Origin of the sequence: Methylobacterium aquaticum, from assembly GCF_001043915.1 — a bacterium.
In the GTDB taxonomy this organism is placed as follows: Bacteria; Pseudomonadota; Alphaproteobacteria; order Rhizobiales; family Beijerinckiaceae; genus Methylobacterium; species Methylobacterium aquaticum.
This window is the reverse complement of record NZ_LABX01000184.1, coordinates 1-19,616: the sequence shown is the minus strand read 5'-3', so window position 1 is coordinate 19,616 and position 19,616 is coordinate 1. Positions and strand designations below refer to the sequence as shown.

Annotated in this window: 18 protein-coding genes; 10 read left to right on the top strand and 8 right to left on the bottom strand. The window is 71.1% G+C overall.

Features of this window, described 5'->3' with window-relative positions; translation table 11 throughout:
* Nucleotides 1-480: 480 nt before the first annotated feature.
* The 3 genes from trhA to VP06_RS22955 all read right to left on the bottom strand — a co-directional run bounded on the left by trhA (nucleotide 481) and on the right by VP06_RS22955 (nucleotide 3,774).
* A complete protein-coding gene (gene trhA, locus VP06_RS22965; RefSeq protein ID WP_048466114.1) occupies nucleotides 481-1,206 on the bottom strand; it encodes a PAQR family membrane homeostasis protein TrhA in 726 nt (241 codons plus the stop codon).
* Nucleotides 1,207-1,298: 92 nt separating this feature from the next.
* Nucleotides 1,299-2,462, bottom strand: a complete 1,164-nt coding sequence (locus tag VP06_RS22960; RefSeq protein WP_082167564.1) for a COX15/CtaA family protein — start codon at nucleotides 2,460-2,462, stop codon at nucleotides 1,299-1,301.
* 172 nt (nucleotides 2,463-2,634) lie between these two features.
* Nucleotides 2,635-3,774, bottom strand: a complete 1,140-nt coding sequence (locus VP06_RS22955) for an anhydro-N-acetylmuramic acid kinase (RefSeq protein WP_197093259.1) — start codon at nucleotides 3,772-3,774, stop codon at nucleotides 2,635-2,637.
* A 138-nt stretch (nucleotides 3,775-3,912) separates the two neighbouring features.
* On the opposite strand from VP06_RS22955, the gene tyrS reads away from it, so the two are divergent.
* Nucleotides 3,913-5,187 carry a tyrosine--tRNA ligase gene (gene tyrS / locus VP06_RS22950; protein WP_048466113.1) on the top strand — a complete coding sequence of 425 codons (1,275 nt, stop codon included), beginning with the start codon at nucleotides 3,913-3,915 and terminating at the stop codon, nucleotides 5,185-5,187.
* Between the two features lie 298 nt (nucleotides 5,188-5,485).
* Here tyrS and VP06_RS22945 read toward each other — a convergent pair whose 3' ends face one another.
* The gene (locus VP06_RS22945) at nucleotides 5,486-6,517 is read right to left on the bottom strand and encodes an SDR family oxidoreductase (RefSeq protein WP_048466112.1); all 1,032 of its coding nucleotides are present in this window, start codon (nucleotides 6,515-6,517) and stop codon (nucleotides 5,486-5,488) included.
* Nucleotides 6,518-6,804: 287 nt separating this feature from the next.
* Here VP06_RS22945 and VP06_RS22940 point away from each other — a divergent pair, with 287 nt between their 5' ends.
* From VP06_RS22940 to VP06_RS22925, 4 genes are all read left to right on the top strand, one after another.
* Nucleotides 6,805-7,326 (top strand): (2Fe-2S)-binding protein, encoded by a 522-nt coding sequence (locus VP06_RS22940; protein ID WP_048466111.1) that lies wholly within the window; start codon nucleotides 6,805-6,807, stop codon nucleotides 7,324-7,326.
* Nucleotides 7,323-8,336, top strand: coding sequence for an FAD binding domain-containing protein (locus tag VP06_RS22935; RefSeq protein ID WP_048466110.1), 1,014 nt, complete (start codon nucleotides 7,323-7,325; stop codon nucleotides 8,334-8,336). Before VP06_RS22940 ends, VP06_RS22935 begins: the two co-directional genes overlap by 4 nt.
* 8 nt (nucleotides 8,337-8,344) lie before the next feature.
* A complete protein-coding gene (locus tag VP06_RS22930; protein ID WP_048466109.1) occupies nucleotides 8,345-10,582 on the top strand; it encodes a xanthine dehydrogenase family protein molybdopterin-binding subunit in 2,238 nt (745 codons plus the stop codon).
* Between the two features lie 82 nt (nucleotides 10,583-10,664).
* On the top strand, nucleotides 10,665-11,561 hold the full coding sequence (locus VP06_RS22925) for an alpha/beta fold hydrolase (protein ID WP_048466108.1): 897 nt from the start codon (nucleotides 10,665-10,667) through the stop codon (nucleotides 11,559-11,561).
* A 22-nt stretch (nucleotides 11,562-11,583) separates the two neighbouring features.
* Here the strand turns inward: VP06_RS22925 and VP06_RS22920 are convergent, their stop codons facing one another.
* Nucleotides 11,584-12,498, bottom strand: a complete 915-nt coding sequence (locus VP06_RS22920; protein WP_048466107.1) for a LysR family transcriptional regulator — start codon at nucleotides 12,496-12,498, stop codon at nucleotides 11,584-11,586.
* Between the two features lie 97 nt (nucleotides 12,499-12,595).
* Here VP06_RS22920 and VP06_RS22915 point away from each other — a divergent pair, with 97 nt between their 5' ends.
* The 4 genes from VP06_RS22915 to VP06_RS22900 all read left to right on the top strand — a co-directional run bounded on the left by VP06_RS22915 (nucleotide 12,596) and on the right by VP06_RS22900 (nucleotide 16,100).
* On the top strand, nucleotides 12,596-13,774 hold the full coding sequence (locus VP06_RS22915; protein WP_048466106.1) for an MFS transporter: 1,179 nt from the start codon (nucleotides 12,596-12,598) through the stop codon (nucleotides 13,772-13,774).
* A 67-nt stretch (nucleotides 13,775-13,841) separates the two neighbouring features.
* Nucleotides 13,842-14,456 carry a LysE family translocator gene (locus VP06_RS22910; RefSeq protein ID WP_048466105.1) on the top strand — a complete coding sequence of 205 codons (615 nt, stop codon included), beginning with the start codon at nucleotides 13,842-13,844 and terminating at the stop codon, nucleotides 14,454-14,456.
* Between the two features lie 100 nt (nucleotides 14,457-14,556).
* Nucleotides 14,557-15,117 carry an isochorismatase family protein gene (locus VP06_RS22905; RefSeq protein WP_048466104.1) on the top strand — a complete coding sequence of 187 codons (561 nt, stop codon included), beginning with the start codon at nucleotides 14,557-14,559 and terminating at the stop codon, nucleotides 15,115-15,117.
* The gene (locus VP06_RS22900) at nucleotides 15,114-16,100 is read left to right on the top strand and encodes a GlxA family transcriptional regulator (protein ID WP_048466103.1); all 987 of its coding nucleotides are present in this window, start codon (nucleotides 15,114-15,116) and stop codon (nucleotides 16,098-16,100) included. The genes VP06_RS22905 and VP06_RS22900 overlap by 4 nt, the downstream gene beginning before the upstream one ends.
* A 178-nt stretch (nucleotides 16,101-16,278) precedes the next feature.
* On the opposite strand, the gene VP06_RS22895 is transcribed toward VP06_RS22900, so the two are convergent.
* Nucleotides 16,279-16,728 (bottom strand): tellurite resistance TerB family protein, encoded by a 450-nt coding sequence (locus VP06_RS22895; protein WP_048466102.1) that lies wholly within the window; start codon nucleotides 16,726-16,728, stop codon nucleotides 16,279-16,281.
* A 156-nt stretch (nucleotides 16,729-16,884) separates the two neighbouring features.
* A complete protein-coding gene (locus VP06_RS22890) occupies nucleotides 16,885-17,712 on the bottom strand; it encodes a formate/nitrite transporter family protein (RefSeq protein ID WP_082167563.1) in 828 nt (275 codons plus the stop codon).
* A gap of 133 nt (nucleotides 17,713-17,845) precedes the next feature.
* On the opposite strand from VP06_RS22890, the gene VP06_RS22885 reads away from it, so the two are divergent.
* Nucleotides 17,846-19,108: an alpha-hydroxy acid oxidase gene (locus VP06_RS22885; RefSeq protein WP_053081993.1), complete on the top strand. Its 1,263-nt coding sequence runs from the start codon at nucleotides 17,846-17,848 to the stop codon at nucleotides 19,106-19,108.
* 93 nt (nucleotides 19,109-19,201) lie between these two features.
* Here VP06_RS22885 and VP06_RS22880 read toward each other — a convergent pair.
* Nucleotides 19,202-19,616, bottom strand: a 415-nt coding sequence (locus VP06_RS22880) for an Lrp/AsnC family transcriptional regulator (protein ID WP_048466101.1), incomplete at its 5' end; no start/stop codon positions are given.

Here is a 19,616-nt window from a genome sequence, read left to right as displayed (position 1 = left end):
TCGGCGCCCGCGCCGCCGCCCTCGGCCGGCCGCGCACCGAGGCCGAGCGCACGGTGCAGATGGTTCTGGATGCCGTGACGTCGATCGAACGGGCGCTCGACACCATCACGGATGGCGGGGATTACACACCGTTCTGAGACCGTTTTGTTTGCTCGACCGTGTTGGCGCTTTCGTCGCGCCTCCGGGACCGCGCAGCGGAACCCGGGCGCCAGACGCGGTTGCGAGGAGAGCGGAGCTGGTTCCGCCTCTGTCCATGACCACCTGCGTTGTCTGGATCCCGGGCTCTCGCCTGCTGCGGGCCCCGGTATGACGCGGAGATGTGCATCGGTCGCCGCGGATCGATGCCAATCGCCTCGAACCATCGGCCCAAGATGCTGACGCATCAGGCGGTTGACCCATCTCGACTGTTCGATGCCAAGCCTCAGGCTTGGCGGAAATCCGAAGGCGGGAACCAAAGGCCGTCTTCAACGGCCGTTGGTATCACATCCCCACATCGAGCGCGCTGCGGAACACGGCGCCGTAATGGCAAGCCGCGGCCGCCAGAACGAAGCCGTGCCAGATCGCGTTCTGGAATGGCAATTGTCGCCAGATGTGGAAGATCACTCCGAGGGAATAGAGCAGGCCCCCGGCGGCGAGCAGCCACAAGGCCGGCGGCGAAAGGGCGGCGATCACCGATTCGTAAGCCATGATGCCGCTCCAGCCCAGGGCCAGGTAGAGCGCGATCGCCAGCCGGTCGAAGCGGCCCGGCAGGGTGAGCTTCACGACGGCGCCCGCCACCGCCACGAGCCAGATCCCGGCAAGCAGGCCGAAGGCGAAGCTGTCGGTGCCGACGAGGGTGACGAGCGGCGTGTAGGTGCCGGCGATCATCAGGAAGATGGTGGCGTGGTCGGCCCGGCGCAGGCGCCATTTCAGCCGGCTGACCGGGCACATGTTGTAGGCGGCCGAGGTGCCGAGCATCGCCACGAGGCCGGCGGCGTAGACCGCGACCGAGACCGTCTCGGCGGGGCTGAGCGTCGAGAGGGCGGCGCGGATGGTCAGCGCCATGGCGCCGATGACGCCGAGGCTCACCCCGACCACGTGGACGACGCCGTCCGCCAGCAACTCGCGGGGCGTGTAGGTCCAGACGAGGCTCAAGGGCCGACCGTCCGGGGCGAAGCGTGCGTTCAAGGCTGGGGATGGAGTCAGGGATTGCTCCTGCGCAGACATCGGGCCTCCGCTCGTCGAGGCCGGGAGACGGCCTCCTCATCGACCGAGGGTAAGGCGCAAGCATGAACGTGGGACGAACGGTCCCGCACCACTCAAGCCGCCCGCGGCGCCGCCCGGCCGAGCCGGTCATCGCGGGAGGGCCGAGACGGCCCGTCATCGCGCGACGCCCGGCCGAGCCGGGCATTGCGGGACGCCCGGCAGAGCCGGGCATGGGCGCTCGCCATGCCGAGGACCAGCATGGCGGCGACCTGATGGGCGAGGCCGGCCCAGAGCGGCACCACCAGGAGCAGCGTGACGATGCCGAGGCTCGCCTGCGCGGCGACGAGGCCGGCAAGTGCGGTCGCCCGCCGCGCCGCGCCGGTGCCGGGTGCGATGCGGCGCGCGTCAAGGGCATGGATGACCGCGAGGATCAGGAGCGCATAGGCGGTCAGCCGGTGGTTGAACTGCACCAGCGTGACATTGTCGACGAAGTTCTCGATCCAGGGCGTGCCGGAGAACAGACCGGAGGGGACGAGGCTGCCATCCATCAGCGGCCAGGTGTTGTAGGTCAGCCCCGCCTTCGATCCGGCGACGAGGCCGCCGAGCGCGATCTGCACCAGGACCAGGACCATCAGGAGGAGCGCGGTGCGCGACAGCCGCGCAGCCACGACCTCGTCGCGTCGGCGGTCGAGCCCGGCGGCGAGCCAGACCAGGCCGGCATAGATCGCGCTCGCCAGCGTCAGGTGCAGGGCGAGCTTGACGGGCGCCACCGCTGTCATGCCCGGCTGGAGTCCGGAGGCGACCATGATCCAGCCCACCGCCCCCTGAAGCCCGCCGAGCAGGCCAAGGCCGAGCAGGCTGAGACCGAGGCGCCGGTCGAGCTGGCCGCGCCACCAGAAGACCAGCAGCGGCACGAAGAAGGCAAGGCCGATCAGCCGACCGAGCAGCCGGTGGCCCCATTCCCAGCCATAGATGACCTGGAATTCGGACAGGGACATGCCCTGGTTGAGCAGTTTGTACTGGGGGGTCGCCTGATACTTGGCGAATTCCTGCGCCCACGCCTCCGCCGAGAGCGGCGGGATCGCACCGGTCACCGGCTTCCATTCGGTGATCGACAGGCCGGAGCCGGTCAGCCGCGTCGCGCCGCCCACCGCCACCATCGCCACCACCAGGGCAGCCATGACGAAGAGCCAGGTCCGCACGGCGCGGCGGGACCGGGATGCGGCGGCGGTAGGCGCCGGGGAGGGGGCGAGGCTGATCGCGGAGGGGCTGCTCATGCGCGCCCGCTTAGCGGTGGAGGCGGGTTCCGTGCAACGTTCTGCGGTGCCGCACCGGCCCTTCGGTCGTTCTCGGCCGTTCCACCGCCGCCACCTCCTCGCCCGTGGCAGAGCCGAGTCGGAGGCAAGACGAGGTGCGGGTCTCCTCCTCTCCCGGCCCGCGGAGACACCATCACGCCTCCGGCCGCGCCAGCACGCCGCCACTGATCGCCCGGCTCACGCCCGTGGTTGACGGGAAGGTGATCGGCAGGCGGTCCAGCGAGCGCACCGCCAGATAGGCGAAAGCCTGGGCCTCCAGGAAGGCGGAGGACCAGCCGATCGCGTCGGCGGTCGTGATCTCGGCGCGCAGGTGGTAGTTGAGCTGGCGCAGCAATTCGCCATTGCGGGCCCCGCCCCCGGCGACGATCCAGCGGACCGGCGGTTCGGTGGCGTGGTCGAGGGCGCGGGCGACGGCCCGGGCCGTGAAGGCGGTGAGCGTCGCGGCGCCGTCCTCGGTCGAGAGCTGGCCGGCGAGCTTGTGCGAGAACCAGTTGCGGTCCAGCGACTTCGGCGGCTTGCGCGAGAAGAACGGGTGGATCAGCAGCCAGGCCAGCAGCGGCTCGTCGGGCCGGCCGCGGGCGGCGGTGCGGCCGTTGTCGTCGAGGGCATGGCCGGTGCGCTCGCGCATCCAGTCGTCGATCAGCGCATTGCCCGGGCCGGTGTCGAAGGCGAGGATCGTCCCGTCGCGGGCGATCAGGGTGGCGTTGGCGACGCCGCCGATGTTGAGGATGCCGAGGCTCTCGGTGAAGCCCGAGGCCAGCGCCAGCGCCCGATGGAACACCGGCACCAGCGGCGCCCCCTGGCCGCCCGCCTCGATGTCGGCGTGGCGCAGGTCCGACACCACCTTGATGCCGAGGCGGCGGCTGAGCACCCGGCCGTCGCCGATCTGCACGCTCATCTTCTGGTCGGGCCGGTGCACCACGGTCTGGCCGTGGAAGCCGACCACGTCGATGTCGGCGGGGGTGAGGCCGTTCGCGGAGAGAAAATTCTCGACCGCTTCGGCGTGGAGGCGCGTCACCAGTGCCTCGGCCTCCGTCAAGCATCCGGGCCGCTCGCTGCGCTCGGTCACGGCCTCGGCATCGACGAGGGCCTGGCGCAGGAGCGCCCGGTCGTCGTCGGAATACGCGCGGTAGCCGGTGGGGCCGAGCGGCTCGAGATAGCCGTTGTGGCTGCGCTCGACCCGGATCGTCTCGCCGTCCGTCTCGATCAAGGCGACGTCGACACCGTCGAGGGAGGTGCCGCTCATCAGCCCGATCGCCCGCCGCATCGCCATGCCGAATCGCCCCCGTGCCTTTCGGGGCCGGCACTGCTATGGACCGACCCGTTCCGAATCCGACGGAGCTAGCATGGCGGCGCCGCGCTGTCGCCGAGCCCACGGCAGATTGCCTTCACGAGACTGATCGAGAGTTCCATGGCCGCGCCCACCGACTTCGCGCCGCGTTCCGACTTCCTCCGCGTCCTCCTGGAGCGCGGCTACGTCCATCAATGCTCCGATTTCGCGGGCGTGGACGAGGCCGCCCGCGAGAGCCGGCTGACGGCCTATGTCGGCTACGATTGCACGGCGCCGTCGCTGCATATCGGCCACTTGCTCTCGATCATGATGCTGCACTGGCTCCAGGCGACCGGCGGCAAGCCGGTGGCGCTGATGGGCGGTGGCACCACGCGCGTCGGCGATCCGTCCGGCCGCGACGAGAGCCGCAAGATCCTGACGCTGGACCAGATCGAGGCCAACAAGGCCGAGATCGGCAAGACTTTCTCACGCTTCCTCGATTTCGGCGCCACGTCCAACGCCGCCGTGATGGCCGACAACGCCGAGTGGCTGACTACCCTCAACTACATCGAGATGCTGCGCGAGATCGGCCGGCACTTCTCGGTCAACCGGATGCTGTCGATGGACAGCGTGCGGCTGCGGCTGGAGCGCGACCAGGAGCTGTCGTTCCTGGAATTCAACTACATGATCCTGCAAGCCTACGATTTCGTCGAGCTGAACCGCCGCTACGGCGTGACGCTCCAGATGGGCGGCTCGGACCAGTGGGGCAACATCGTCACCGGGATCGATCTCGGCCGTCGCCTCGGCACGCCGCAGCTCCACGCCCTCACCTGCCCGCTGATGACCACGGCGTCGGGGGCCAAGATGGGCAAGACCGCGTCCGGCGCGGTCTGGCTCAACGCGGAGATGCTGAGCCCCTACGAGTACTGGCAGTTCTGGCGCAACACCGAGGACGCCGATGTCGGCCGCTTCCTGCGCCTGTTCACCTTGATGCCCCTCGACGAGGTGGCCCGGCTCGAGGCGCTCGGGGGCCAGGAGATCAACGAAGCCAAGAAGGTGCTCGCCACCGAGGCCACCGCCCTGCTGCACGGCCGCGAGGCGGCGGACGCCGCCGCCGAGACCGCGCGGCGCACCTTCGAGGAAGGCGCCCTGGCCGAGAGCCTGCCGACCGTCGAGGTCGTCCGCGCCGCGATCGAGGCGGGCCTCGGCGTGCTGTCGGCCTTCGGGCCCGAGCATGCCGGTCTCGTGCCCTCGACCAGCGAGGCGCGGCGCCAGGTGAAGAGCGGCGGCCTCAAGGTCAACGACGCGCCGGTCACCGACGAGCGGGCGGTCATCGGCACCGGCGACGTGACACCGGAGGGGGTGGTGAAGCTGTCCTTCGGCCGCAAGAAGCACGTGCTGTTGCGGGTGGTGTAGGGGGCGAACCGCTTCGGCATGGGGGCGTGGCTTTGGCGCTCTCCATGCCGGAGAGTCCCGCTCTGAGGCCCTCTCCGAGCCGGGATTATGCCAACGGTCGTTGGAAACGACCTCTGGCTCCGCTCTCGAATGTCCGCCAAGCCCAAAGTCCCGGACATCGGGGCGTGACATCGACAATTCGAGATGGGTCGACGGCCCCGTCGATCCCGGGCCTGCCCGAGATCGAATCGATGCGTCAGCATCTTGGGCCGTTGGCATCAGGCACGGTTTTCCCCTCGCCCCCCGAACCGCTCGCCCATCAGCCGCCGGCGAGGCGAGCCTCTTCCCGCCCGCTCCGCCGCGCCGCCACCAGGGCCGCTCCGCCGACCAGGCCCGCCGCCGCGATCATCCCGATATGCAGCCACATCGGGTCCGCCGCGACGACGCGGCCCTTCGCCTGCCCGTCGAACCGGCCATGGGCGCCGTGGTCGTGACGGCCATCGGCCGGGTCGTACAGGTTGTCGGGCCGCCCCCGGTCCGCCGGCTCGCCCGTCATCTCGCCCCGGTAGCCGTGGCGGGCGAGGTAATGGTCGCTGAAGGCCGGCGCGACCTGCGCCCCGAGGATCGCGAGCCAGGACGGGGTGCCGATCCACAGCTCGCGGGGCGCATCATGGGCGGCGCGAACGATGTTCTCGGCGATCGTCTCGGGCTGGAAGATCGGCGGCACCGGCTCGAGGCGGCGCGGTAGCCGCGAGCGGGCCCAGTCGAATTGCGGCGTGTTCACCGCCGGCAGCTGCACCATGGTGAGCCGGATGCCGCTGCGGTGATGCAGCAATTCCGTGCGCAGGCTGTCGACGAAGCCGCGCACCGCCGACTTGGCGGCGCAGTAGGCCGATTGCAGCGGGATCGACCGATAGGCGAGTGCCGAGCCGACATGCACGATGGTGCCGCGATCCGCCGCCCGCATGTGGCGCAGGGCCGCCAGCGTGCCGTGGACCTGGCCGAGATAGGTGACATCGGTGACGCGCCGGAACTCGTCCGGGCTCGTCTGCGCCACCTCGGCATAGACCGTCACCATGGCGTTGTTGACCCAGACGTCGATGCCGCCGAACTCCTCCGCGAAGGCGTCCGCCGCCCGGTCGACCGCCTGGGCATCGGCGACGTCGGCGCGGTAACCCAGCGCCCGGCCCCCGACCGCCCTCACCTCCTCGACCGACGCGGCGATCCCCGCCCGGCCGCGCGCCAGGATGCCGACATTCCAGCCCCGGCGCCCGAAGGCGACCGCAACCGCGCGACCGACACCGGCGCTGCCACCGGTCACGACCACGGTAGGGCGCGTGCTTCCGCTCATCCGACTGCTCCTCACGACAGGTCCGTCAGCCCCGACAACGTGCGCGCGGCCGATCGGGTGCAGATCCCCGAAGCGGATGAGGCGTGTGGAAACCGCCGGCAGGTCGACGGGTCCTGGATCGCTCCGCGAAGCGGTCACCGGCCTCCCATCCGCTTGCCGATCCATCGCCCGCCTTGGGGGAACGACCCCACACTGGAACGGTTATCGGGTATGCCGCCCGGCCCAAGGGCTGCGCGCCCCGTCGGCGCACGCCGGTGCCGGGCCCCCTCACGATCGATGGCAGGCCCATGCTGAGTGAACGCGGCTCCTCCGCCCCACCGGTGACGATCCCGGTCACCCTCACGGTCAACGGGCAGGAGCGCCAGCTCCGCGTCGCGCCCTGGACCACGCTCCTCGACCTGCTGCGCGAAGAGCTCGACCTCACCGGCACCAAGAAAGGCTGCGACCACGGCCAGTGCGGTGCCTGCACGGTGATCGTCGACGGCAAGCGGATCAATTCCTGCCTCGCTCTCGCGGTGCAGAAGGACGGTGCGGCGGTCACCACCATCGAGGGCCTCTCGACCGGCAGCCTCCACCCGGTCCAGGCCGCGTTCGTCGAGCATGACGCCTTCCAGTGCGGCTATTGCACACCGGGCCAGATCATGTCCGCGGTGGCGCTGATCGAGGAGGGCCGGGCCCGCTCGCGCGAGGAAATCCGCGAGCACATGAGCGGCAACATCTGCCGCTGCGGCGCCTATTCGAACATCGTCGACGCCGTCGAGGATGTCCTGAAGAACAAGGCGTCGTCGTTCCGGGAGGCCGCGGAATGAACCGGTTCGACTATACCCGCGCCGGCACCGTGCAGGAGGCCGTGCTGGCCCTGGCGGCCGATCCGGCGGCGCGCGTCATCGCCGGGGGCACCAACCTCGTCGACCTGATGAAGTACAATGTCGAGCGGCCCGGCCGCCTCGTCGACATCACCCGCCTGCCCCTCGACGAGATCGTCCAGCACGAGGGCGGCTTGCGCCTCGGCGCCCTGGTGCCCAACGCCACCGTCGCCTACGATCCGCTGGTCAACGAGCGCTATCCCCTGCTTGCCAGCGCGCTCCTGGCCGGGGCCTCGCCGCAGCTGCGCAACGCCGCCACCACCGGCGGCAACCTGCTCCAGCGCACCCGCTGCTACTATTTCTACGATGAGGGCACGCCCTGCAACAAGCGTGAGCCTGGGAGCGGCTGCCCGGCGATGACCGGGGTCAACCGCATCCACGCCATCCTGGGCGCCTCCGACACCTGCATCGCCACCCATCCCTCCGACATGTGCGTGGCGCTGGCGGCGCTCGATGCCACCGTGCAGGTCGAGGGACCGAACGGCCGGCGCAGCGTGACCTTCGGGGAGTTCCACCGCCTGCCGGGCGACGAGCCGCACCGCGACACCACGCTCCGGCACGGCGAGATCGTGCTCTCGGTCGACCTGCCGGACGAGGATTTTTCCAAGAATTACACCTACCTGAAGCTGCGTGACCGGCTGTCCTACGCCTTCGCGCTGGTCTCGGTCGCCGCCGCGCTCGAGATGGACGGCGACACGATCCGCACCGCCCGCCTCGCGCTCGGCGGCGTCGCCCACAAGCCCTGGCGCAACCGGGACGCCGAGGCGCGCCTCCAGGGCAGGCGCGCGACGCCGGAGACCTTCCGCGAGGCCGCGGACGTGATCCTGGCCGAGGCCCGGCCCTATTCCCACAACGCCTTCAAGGTCGAGCTGGCGCGGCGCGCCATCGTGCGGGGCTTGAGCCAGGCCGCCGCCGGCACGCCGCAATCCCAGACCGACAAGCGCATCGCCTGAGGTACCCCATGGCCACCCCCTCGCATTACGTCGGCACCGCCCGAAGCCGGCTCGACGGCCCCGCCAAGGTGACGGGCGCCGCCAAATACGCGGCCGAGTTCACCGCCGCCGACCTCACCCACGGCGTGGTCGTGTCGAGCGCCATCGCCAAGGGCCGCATCACGGCGATCGACACCAGGGCCGCGGAGGCGGTCCCCGGCGTGATCAAGGTGTTCACCCACGAGAACAAGCCGCGCACCGCCTGGCTCGACTACAATTACCGCGATCAGGTCGCGCCCCCCGGGTCGCCGTTCCGGGCGCTGAACGGCCCGGAGATCGTCTATGGCGGCCAGCCGGTCGCCCTCGTGGTCGCCGAAAGCTTCGATCTGGCGCGCTACGGCGCCAGCCTCGTCAAGGTGACCTATGCGGAGGAGGTGCCGAACACCGACCTCGACAAGAATCGGGACGCGGCCTACGTGCCGCCGAAGAAGCGCTCCGGCATCAAGCCGCCGCCGGACCCGCGCGGCGACGCCGCCGGCGCCTACGACGCGGCCCCGATCCAGCTCCGCCAGGACTACAAGCAGCCGATCGAGCATCACAACCCGATGGAGCCGCACGCCTCGACGGTGGTCTACGAGGGCGATGGAAAACTCACCATCCACGACAAGATCCAGGGCGTGAACAACTCGCAGGGCTATGTCTGTAGCGTGTTCGGCCTGAAGCCCGAGGACGTGCGGGTCATCACCCCGTATGTCGGCGGCGCCTTCGGCTCGGGGCTGCGGCCGCAATACCAGCTTTATCTGGCGGTCTCGGCCGCTCTCGACCTCAAGCGCTCGGTTCGGGTGGTGCTGACCCGCGACCAGATGTTCACCTTCGGCTACCGGCCCGAGACCTACCAGACCGTCGCCCTCGGGGCCGACAACGACGGGCGCCTCCAGGCTCTGACCCATGATGCCGTCGCCGGCACCTCGACCTTCGAGGATTACCAGGAGGCGGTCGTCAACTGGTCGGGCCTGCTCTACCACTGCCCGAACGTCACGCTCGATTACAAGCTCGCCAAGATCGACACCTACACCCCGTCCGACATGCGGGCGCCGGGCGCCGTCACCGGCATCTTCGCCCTCGAATCGGCGATGGATGAACTCGCTTACGCCACCGGCGTCGACCCGCTGGAGCTGCGCCTGCGCAACTATGCCGAGCGCGACGAGGGCGAGGGCAAGGACTTCACCTCGAAGGCCCTGCGCGCCGCCTACGAGCAGGGTGCGGCAAAGTTCGGCTGGTCGAGGCGCAAGCCCGAGCCGCGCTCGATGCGCGACGGGCGCGAGCTGGTCGGCTGGGGCATGGCGACCGGCGTGTGGGAGGCGATGATGATGCAATCGAGCGCGAGCGCCACGCTCACGCCCGACGGCAAGCTCGAACTCGCCTGTTCCACTGCCGATCTCGGGACCGGCACCTACACGATCCTCAGCCAGATCGGCGCCGATGCGCTGGGTCTCGACCTCGACCACGTCACCACCCGGCTCGGCGACACGGCACTGCCCGAGGCGCCGCTCGCTGGCGGCTCCTGGACCGCGGCCTCGTCCGGTGCCGCCGTGCAGGCGGCCTGCCGGACGGTGGCGGAAACACTGTTCGGCTACGCCCGCGGCATGGCGAACTCGCCGCTCGCCAATGCCGACTTCGCCCACGTCACCTTCGCGGGCGGGGAGATCCGGCTCCAGAACGACCCCTCGCGAAAAGTGTCGATCGCCGAGGCGATGCGGGCCGGCGGTGCCGAGCGGGTCGCCGCGACCGAGACGGTCAAGCCGAGCATGCTCACCAGCCTGCGCTTCTCGGCCTATACCCATTCGGCGGTCTTCGCCGAGGTGAAGATCGACGAGGACCTCGGCGTGGTGCGGGTGACCCGCATCGTCAGCGCCATCGCGGCCGGCAAGATCCTCAACCTCAAGACCGCCCGCAGCCAGATCCTCGGCGGGGTGGTGATGGGGATCGGCGCGGCGCTCGAAGAGGAGTCGATGCTCGACCACAACCTCGGGCGGATCATGAACCACAATCTCGGCGAGTACCACGTGCCGGTGAATGCCGACATCCACGACATCGAGGTGATCTTCGTCGACGAGCACGACGACAAGGTCAGTCCGCTGGGCGTCAAGGGCCTTGGCGAGATCGGCATCGTCGGGGCCGCCGCCGCGGTGGCGAACGCGGTGTTCCACGCCACCGGCAAGCGCATCCGCGAATTGCCGATCACCATCGACAAGATCATCGGCTGACCCATCTGGTCACCGGAGAGGTGCAAGGGGCGGGGCCTTCGCGGGTCCCGCCCTTCGCGTTTTGCGACGGAGAGCATTGCCCATGGACGTCAACAGCGTCACGGCCGGTGAGGTCGAGGTCACCTACGAGGCGTCGGGCCCGGATATGGGCCAGCCGGTCCTGCTGCTGCATGGCTGGCCGGATGATCCGCGGACCTTCGACGGCGTGGTGCCGGTGCTGAACGCTGCCGGCTGGCGCACCATCGTGCCCTCTTGGCGCGGCTGCGGCCCGACCAGGTTCCTCGATCCCCAAGCGCCGCGGACCGGCGAGCCGGCGGCGCTTGCCACCGACATCCTGGCCTTCATGGATGCCCTGGGCTTTTCGCGGCTGCCGGTGGTCGGGCACGATTGGGGCGGGCGCGTCGCCTACCTGCTCGCCGCCGCCCGGCCGCAGCGGGTCTCCTCCATCGCCGCCCTCTCGGTGCCCTGGGCGCCCGGCCGCATCGGCGTGCCGCCGCTGCCGCAGGTGCGGGCCTTCTGGTACCAGTGGTTCATGAACACCGAGCCGGGGGCCGCCTTCGTGCGCGAGAATCCCGTCGCCTTCGCCCGCGAGCAATGGGTCGCCTGGAGCCCGCCCGGCCCCTGGTTCACCGACGACACGTTTTCGACGTCGGTCCCATCGTTCCAGAACCCGGACTGGGCCGCGGTCACGCTCAACTTCTACCGCTCGCGCTGGGGCGCAGACGCGCCGGACCCGCGCTTCGCCGAATTGCGGCAGGCGGCCGAGCAGGCCGGCAGCATCGCGGTGCCGACCCTGGTCATCAACGGCGCAGCCGACACCTGCGTGCTGCCGGCGTCGTTCTCCGGTCAGGAGCAGCATTTCACCGGGTCGTACCGGCGGGTGGAGCTGGAGGGCATCGGCCATTTCCCGACCCGCGAGGCGCCGGACGCGGTGGCGGAGGCGGTGCTGCTGCATCTCGGAAAGGTCGGAGAGCACTGACGGGGACGCCCCGTCGACGGGGTCAGCCATCGGGGGATCGGGCGCGCATCCGCTCGGCCAGGAAGTCGACCAGGACGCGCACCCGCGCCGGAACCGTGGCGCCGCCGACGAAGACCGCGTGGATGCTCTCGCGGTCCTGCGGGTTGTAGGCTTCGAGGAGCGGAACCAGCCGGCCGGCCGCCAGATCCTCGCCGATATGGAAGGTCCCCACCCGGGTGATGCCGACGCCCTGGACGGCGAGCTGCACCAGCGTCTCGCCGCTATTGGCCGTGAGGTTGCCCCGCACCGCCAGCAGGACGTCGCGCCCCGCCTCGCGGAAGGGCCAGCCCGGCTCGATCCGCCGGAAGCTGAAATCGAGGCAATTGTGCCGCGCGAGATCGGCCGGGACCCGCGGCACGCCGGCCCGGGCGAGGTAGGACGGCGCCGCCACCACCATGCGCCCGGTCTCGCCGAGGCGGCGGGCGGTGAGCGGGCTGTCGGCCAGCGGACCGAAGCGGATCGCCACGTCGGTCCGCCCGCCGAGCACGTCCGCGATCTGGTCGCTCAGATCGATCTCGACGGTGATCTCGGGGTGGCGCGCGACGAACTCCGCCAGCAGCGGCACCACGACCAGGCGGCCATGGGCGGTGGCAGCGCTGACCCGGACCTTGCCGCGCGGCGACGCCTGATCGGCGATGGTGCTCTCGACCTCGTCGAGATCGGCCAGCACGCGGCAGGCCGCTCGGGCATAGACCTCGCCCTCCGCCGTGAGATGCAGGCGGCGCGTCGTCCGCACGATCAGGCGCACGCCGAGCCGTGCCTCGATCCGGGCGACGATCCGGCTCACCGCCGAGGGGGTCAGGCCCAGCGCCCGCGCGGCGCCCGACAGGCTGCCGGCCCGGACGATGGCGGCGAAGACCGCCATGTCTCCGGCCCGGTCGGTGGTCTCTCGCGGCATTCGTGCTTTCCACGCACAGATCCTGGTCCATGAGCCTGTCTACCGGCCTCTCGGTGGTCAACATAGTTCCGGACCGGAACAACCGGAGATGCCTCCCATGACCATCAACCCACCCCTCCTGGCCCTCGCGATCGGGGCCTTCGGCATCGGGGTCACCGAATTCGCCCCGATGGGGATGCTGCCGACCATCGCCGCCGATCTCGGGGTCTCGATTCCGGCGGCCGGGCTCCTGGTGAGCGCCTATGCCGTCGGCGTCCTCGTCGGCGCACCGCTGATGACGCTGCTCTTCGCCCGCACGCCGCGCCGCGCCCTGCTGATCGGCCTGATGGGCGTGTTCACGCTCGGCAACCTGCTCTCGGGGCTGGCCGGCGGCTACGGCACGCTGCTCGCCGCCCGGGTCGTCACCTCCTTCAACCACGGCGCCTTCTTCGGCATCGGTGCGGTGGTCGCGGCGGGGGTCGTGCCGCCGCAGCGGCGCGCCTCGGCGGTCGCCGCGATGTTCTCCGGGTTGACCCTCGCGACGATCGGCGGCGTGCCGCTCGCGGCCTGGATCGGCGAGAAGATGGGCTGGCGCATCGTCTTCCTCGGCATCGCGGCGATCGGCGGCACGGCCATGCTGGCGTTGCGGCTCTCGCTGCCGCCGCTTCCGGTGGAGGCCGGCTCCGACATGCGGGCGGAGCTGAGGGCGCTGCGGCAAGGCCCCGTCCTCGCCGCCTTGCTGCTGACCGTGCTCGGGGCCAGCGCGATGTTCACCGTCTTCACCTACATCGCGCCGATCCTGCGGGTGGAGACCGGGGCCGGCTCCGCCTTCGTCACGGCGATGCTGGTCGTCTATGGGCTGGGTCTCGCCGTCGGCAACTGGCTCGGCGGGCGACTGGCGGACCGCTCCCTCGACCGGACGCTGCTCGGCTCGCTGGCGGGCCTCATCGTGCTCCTGGTGCTGTTCGCGGCCGGCATGCACTCGGCATGGGCCAGCGTGCCGCTGATCTTCCTGTGGGGCGTCGCGAGCTTCGCCATCGTCCCGCCGCTCCAGATGCAGGTGGTGCGCGCGGCGGCCAAGGCGCCAAACCTCGCCTCCGCGATGAATATCGGCGCCTTCAACCTCGGCAACGCGATCGGGGCCGCCCTCGGCGGCGCGGTGATCGATGCCGGCCTCGGCTTCCCGGCGGTGTCGCTGGTCGGCGCCGCCGCGGCGGGAACGGCCCTCGCCCTGCTGCTGGCCCTGCGCCACGGACGCCGCCGCGGCGACCGCGAGCCGGCCGTCGCCCCGGTCTGACCTTGCGGCACACGTGGTCCGGATCTTGATTGGGCGGCCTGTCCCCAACGGTGATCCGGAGGCCATCATGGATCCGACCACGCTTCTCGCCTTCGCCGCCGCCTTCCTGGTCTTCGCCGCGAGTCCAGGGCCTGACAACATGACCATCGTCGCCCGGACCCTGTCGCACGGGCCGGGCGCCGGGATCGCCTATGGGTTCGGCATGGTCGTCGGCATCCTGGCATTCCTCGTCCTCGCCGTCACCGGCCTCGCCGTGGTGGCGCAGGAGCTGGGGGCGGTGATGACCGTGCTGCGCGACGCGGGCGCCGCCTATCTGGTCTGGGCCGGGATCCGGCTCTGGACCGCGGAGCCGGTCCTGCCGGCGGAGCGCACGGGCGGCGCGCGGCCCGGTCTGGCGGCGAGTGTCCTGACCGGCATCGCGCTCAATCTCGGCAACCCGAAGATGCCACTGTTCTACCTCGCCCTGCTGCCGAACGTCGTCGGCGCCGCCCTCACCCCGGCGGATGTCGGGATCCTGGCGGCGGTGATCGTCGCAATCGAGGCCGTGGTGATCGGCGGCCACGTGCTGCTCGCCGGCCGGCTGCGGCGGGCCCTGCGCACCCGCGCGGCGGTCCGGCGGGCGAACCGGGTCGCCGGCGGCGTCATGGTCGGGGCCGGCGTGGCGGTGGCGGCGGCACGCTGATCCTCTGTCCTTTTTCGTCCGCTTCCGGTCCGGGCGCGGCCTTTCGGGACCCGTGGCGGCGCCTATCCTGGCGCCGTCCCACCCGCTAAGGAACACGGCCATGCCGGACACCGCCCTCATCGTCATCGACGTGCAAGAGTCCTTCCGCCACCGCCCCTACTGGGACGAGGTGGACCTGCCCCGCTTCCTCGATCGCCAGCAGGCCCTGATCGACGGTGCCGTGGCGCAAAACGTCCCCGTCGTGCAGATCTTCCACATCGAGGATCAGGGCCCGTTCGCCCTCGCCTCCGGTCATGTCCGTACCCTGGAGCCCCTGCGGCTGACGCCCGATGCGGTGTTCCATAAGCGGCGCCATTCTGCCCTGGTCGGCAGCGGGCTCGATGTCTGGCTGACCCGGACCGGCATCCGCCGGCTGATCGTCAGCGGCATCCGCACGGAACAGTGCTGCGAGACCACGACCCGCCACGCCTCGGATCTCGGCTACGGCGTCGATTACGTCGCCGAGGCGACGCTCACCTTCGCGATGACCGATGCCGCGGGGCGGCATTGGAGCGCCGACGAGATCCGGGCCCGCACCGAACTGGTCCTCGCCACCCGCTTCGCCCGCATCGCCACGGTCGCGGAGGCACTCTCCGGGCCGGCGTCCCGCCTCGCCGCGTGAGCGCGCCGGCCGACATTGCGGTCGTGGTGGTCTGTCCGCCGCGCACCCTGCTCCTCGACGTGGCCGGGCCCGTCGAGGTCATGCGCAAGGCCAACCTGATCCAGGACCGGGTACGGTTCTGCGTGAGCCATGTCGGCCCATGCCCCAAGGTGACGAGTTCGATCGGGCTCGGGCTCTCGGGCCTCGCGCCCCTGCCCGCACCGCTGCCGGAGGGGGCGATCGTGGTCCTCGCCGGCACGGCGGAGCTGGTGCTGGGGGATCTCGATCCTCCGGGCGACCACGAGCGCGCGGCCGAGGCGGCGATCGTCGCCTGGCTGCGGGCGCAGGTGAGGCCCGGCCACCGCCTGGTCTCGATCTGCTCCGGCGCCCTGCTGGCGGCCCGGGCCGGGCTCCTCGACGGGCATGCCTGCACCACCCATCACGGGGCCTGTGCGGACCTGGCCGCCCTCGCCCCCGCCGCCCGGGTGCTGGAGGACCGGCTGTTCGTCGAGGATGGCGAGCGCCTGACCAGCGCCGGCATCACCGCCGGGATCGACCTGATGCTGCACCTGGTGGCGCGCCTGGTCGATCCGGCCTGCGCGGCGGCGGTGGCGCGCTACCTCGTGGTCTATTTGCGCCGGGCCGGCCACGACCCGCAACTCTCGCCCTGGCTGGAGGGGCGCAACCACCTCCACCCGGCGATCCACCGGGTGCAGGACGCGGTCAGCGCCGATCCGGCCCGGGCCTGGAGCCTGGAATCGCTCGCCGACCTCGCGGCCACCAGCCCGCGCCACCTGTCGCGGCTGTTCAACCGCCATGCCGGGATGAGTCTGCCGAGCTACATCAACGGCTTGCGGGTGGCGCTGGCCCGCGATCTCCTGGCACGGACCCGCCTCGACATGGAGCACGTCGCCGAGCGGGCCGGATTCGCCTCGCCGCGCCAGCTCCGCCGGGCGTGGTCGCGCCTGCACGACCGACCGCCGAGCGCGCTGCGCGAGGGGTGATAGCAACGGTCGAAAGAAAACGACCTTTGGTGCCGTTCGCGGATCTTCGCCAAGCCTCAAATCCCGGACATCTGGGCTTGGCATCGACAATGCGAGATGGAGTCAACGGCCGCGTCGATCTTCGGCCTGCCCGAGATCGAACCGATGCGTCAGCATCGTCGGCCGTTGATATGAGGCGTCAGGACAGCAGCGTGTCCCGGTCGAGCCCGAGCGCCGCCGCCACCTCGGTCAGGGCCCGGTGCTCGGAGGAGCTGATGCCCTCGAAATCGGCCACGTCGGCGGCGATGAGGAAGACGCTCTGGCGCTGCTCCGCCGGGCGCTCGGCGAGGGCCTCGATGAAGTGCAGGTTCTGCCTCCGCCCGGCCCGGGTGCGGGCGCGGCCGATCGCGTCGTAGAGTTCCTCCTCCAGCATCAGGCTGTCATAGCCCTTCTCGAGGATCGGATCGGCCAGCATGCCCTTCAGCGCCGCCTCGAACTCCGCCCCCGCCACCTCGCCATCGGCCACGATCACGTTGGCGCAGGCCGAAACCGCCGCCCGCATCAGCGGCGCGTCGCCCGCATAGGCCGTCACAGTCTGCTTGAACCGGCCGAAGGCCGCCTGGACGAAGCTCACCTGGACGAAGCTCATGGGTCTTCCTTCGCGCGCACGGGTCGGGCCTTCCCTACCAAGCGGGATGCGAGGCGGCCATCGGCAGGCCGCCGCAGCGCAACAGGCGCAGGGACGTCAGGGTTCCTCACCTCAGAGTTCTTCACCTCAGAGTTCCTCACCTCAGAGTTCTTCACCTCAAAGTTCCTGGCGCACCTGCGCATGGGCCAGGAGCGCGAACAGGCCGGTGCCGCCGATCACGTTGCCGGCGAGGGCCGGCAGGATCATCCCGCCGAAAACCTGACCGGGGCCGGCCTCGCCGGCGCAGAGCAGCAGGAACGCCTCGGCCGCCCCCGCCACCACGTGGGTGAAGTCGCCGAGAACGATCGCGAAGGTCAGGGTCAGGACGATCCAGAATTCGCCGTCGCTCGACGCCGCCCGCAGCCAGGCCACCGTGGCGATCAGGAAGCCCGCCGGGATGCCACGGAGCAGGAGATCCAGCGGGGCCTTGTGCAGCAGGCTCTCGCGCGACACCGCCAGCATCGCGGCGAGCAGGTCCGGGCTCACCACCCCACCCCAGGTGTTGACCGCCGCCGCCGCTGCGGTGCCGAGGAGGTTGCCGAGGAGCACGATCGCCCAGAGCCGCGCCGTGCCGGCCAGCGCCCGCCCGCTCGGCCGGGTGACGAGGGGCAGCACCGTCACGATGGTCTGCTCGGTGAAGAGCTGCATCCGGCCGAGGATCACGATCACGAAGCCGAGGGGATAGCCGAGCTGCGCCACGAGGGTGCGGCCCCCCATCCCGGCCGGCAGCTTGTGGTGCAGGGCGCCCTGCGCGATCACCGAGGCCGTGATGGCGATGCCGGCCGCGACGCTGGACCAGAGCAGCGAGCCGGCGGGGCGCGCCAGCTCCTCCTGGCCCTGCTTGCGCACCACCTCGTGGACGACCGTGGCGGGCGGCGCCGAACGGTCCTCGATTGCGTCGCGCTCGGCCCCGTCCTCATCCTCGCCCTTGTGCCGATCCGCCATGTTGCCACCGTGCCGCCCGCGAGTGTGTGGGATTCGACGCATGGCCGCTTCCGCCGTTCCCCGTGTTGCGAGGGGCCGCGCGCCGGTGCTACCCGTCCCGACGACCGGATCGGAGAACCGGAGGGAAGCGAGCGTGGATGCCAACGAGCGTCACACCGGGCGGGCCCTGGCCCCTCGGCCGTCCTCCGCCCTGACGCCGCCGCCCGTGATGGCCCCGGCGGCGGCGCCCACCCGGACCCGCCTGACTGCCCGGCTGCAACGGGCCCACACCATCGCGGATCTGCGCGCCCTGGCGGCCCGGCGGCTGCCGAAGGCGGTGTTCGATTTCATCGACGGCGGCGCCGAGGACGAGCGCACCCTGCGCGACAATGTCGAGGCATTCGAGTCCTGGATGCTGATGCCGCGGGTCGGCGTCGATGTCGGCACGCGCGACCTGTCCCGGTCGATCCTCGGGTGTCGCGCGTCCCTGCCGCTGATGATGGCGCCCACGGGGCTCGCCGGCTTCTTCTGGCCCGATGGCGAGGTCGCAGGCGCGCAGGCCGCCGCGCGGGCCGGCATTCCCTACTGCCTGTCGACCAACTCCGTCGCCTCGATCGAGCAGGTGGCGGCGGGCGTGCCCGAGGGCGAGCGCTGGTTCCAGCTCTACTTCCTGCGCGACCGCGAATGGATGCGGGCCTTGCTGTGCCGCGCCGTGGCGGCGCGCTACCGGGTGCTCTGCCTCACCGTCGATCTCGCGGTGCAGGGGCGGCGCGAGCGCGACCTGCGCAACGCCTTCACCATGCCGCTGCGGCCGCGCCTCTCCACCGCCCTCGACCTCGCCCGCCGGCCGGCCTGGCTCGCCGGGGCCGCCCGGTCCCGGCTGGGCTTCGGCAATTTCGCGGTGGCGGGCCCGGGCTTCACCAGCGTCGCCCAGCACGTCGCCTCGCTGTTCGACCCCTCGGCGAACTGGGACGACATCGGGCGCATCCGCGACCAGTGGCGCGGCCCGATGGCGCTCAAGGGTCTGCTGCACCCGGCCGATGCCGAGCGGGCGGTCTCCCTCGGCATCGAGGCGGTGATCGTCTCCAACCATGGCGGCCGCCAGCTCGACGACGTGCCGGCGGCGATCACCGCCCTGCCGGACGTGGCCGAGGCGGTGGCGGGCCGGGCCGAGATCATCCTGGATGGCGGCGTGCGCCGCGGCACCGACGTGATCAAGGCCCTGGCGCTCGGCGCCACCGCTTGCAGCCTGGGCCGCCCGTTCCTCTGGGGCCTCTCGGCCGGCGGGACCGAGGGCGTCTCCCGGACGATCGAGATCTGCCGGAGCGAACTCGACAACGCGATGACGCTGCTCGGCACGCCAAACCTCGACGCCATCACGCGCGATCACGTGCGGATGCGGCGGGACGCGCGGTAAAGCCGGGCCCCGATCCTCTGCAAACCTCTCGGGGCCGCGCCGCGGAATCCTGCCTGGGATGCGGACGGCCGCACGGCCGAGGCGGAGGCCGCGTCAGGGCGCCTGCCGGGCAATGGCGACCGGATCGACCGAAACCTCCTGCTTCAGGGTCCGCAGGGCGAAGACCGAACGCGACTGGCGGATGCCGCGGATCCGGTAGAGCTTTTCGCGCAGGAACCGCTCGTAATGCGCGGTGCCGCTGACCGCGACCTTGATCATGTAATCGTACTCGCCGGTCACCAGATGCACCTCCAGCACTTCGGGGATGCGCAGGATCTCGCTGCCGAACGCCTCCAGCACCGAATCGTCGTGCTTGTCGAGGGTCACCTCGATGAAGACCACGTCCGGGATGCCGAGCGCCCGGTGATCGAGGACGGCGACGTAGTCGCGGATCAGCCCCGCCTCCTCCAGGCGCCGCAGCCGCGTCCAGCACGGCGATTGCGACAGCCCGACCCGCTCGGCGAGGGCC